Genomic DNA, 791 nt, shown 5'->3' on the forward strand with positions numbered 1-791 from the left:
CCCCCGGAACAGCCGCCCCCACCCCATCCGTTCGCCAGACATGACGCCACACATGCGAGACGGATACCAGGGAACCGGCCCCGGTGCGATCACCCCGGACGGCTGCGCGGTCGAGTTCTACGCACGCCTGCCGGTGGGCGACGAGCCGGACGTCATCTCCGCGGCAGTGCCCCCGGGCTCCCACATCCTCGAACTGGGCAGCGGCGTAGGGCGGGTGACCCACGCCCTGCTGCAACGCGGGTTCACGGTCACAGCGGTGGACGAGTCCGCCGACATGCTCGAACGGGTCCGGGGGGCGCGCACCATATGCAACCCCATCGAGGACCTCGACCTGGGCGAGACGTTCGACGTGGTGATGCTCGCGTCGTTCCTCGTGCACAACGGCGACCTCGCCACACGGCGAAGGATGCTCCAGGCCTGCGCACGCCACCTCGCCGACGACGGCTGCGTCCTGATCCAACGTGAAGGGGACGACTACCACTCCGACCTGCCCCGCGAACGCGTCGACCCGAGCGGCTTCACCGTACGCATAGCCTCGGCCGGGCCCGTCGTGGACGGGGTCCACACCGTGCGCGCGGAGTACGAGTTCCCCGACGCGGTCTGGACCCAGACCTTCCGGACCCGGCCCCTGACCAAGGAACAGTTCGAAGAGGCGCTCGCGGAAGCGGGCCTGCGCGTGGACCGGTACCTGACCCAGGACCGGATCTGGGTACGGGCGGTGCGGGCGATGTAGGCGGTGCCGGGCGACCGGACGGTGCCGGAGGTGCCGGGGGTGCCGGGGTCGCCGGGGG

1 protein-coding gene is annotated in these 791 nt (G+C 71.2%); it reads left to right on the forward strand.

Annotation, left to right across the window (positions count from 1 at the left end):
• Positions 1-52 precede the first annotated feature (52 nt).
• Positions 53-733 carry a class I SAM-dependent methyltransferase gene (locus KMS84_RS38710; protein ID WP_256921240.1) on the forward strand — a complete coding sequence of 227 codons (681 nt, stop codon included), beginning with the start codon at positions 53-55 and terminating at the stop codon, positions 731-733.
• Positions 734-791 lie beyond the last annotated feature (58 nt).

This window comes from Streptomyces hilarionis (genome assembly GCF_024539675.1).
Lineage (GTDB): Bacteria > Actinomycetota > Actinomycetes > Streptomycetales > Streptomycetaceae > Streptomyces > Streptomyces hilarionis.

What these genes read in the sequence shown, in the direction of transcription:
- KMS84_RS38710 (WP_256921240.1), top strand. Translation starts at nt 53, where the DNA reads ATGCGAGACGGATACCAGGGAACCGGCCCCGGTGCGATCACCCCGGAC.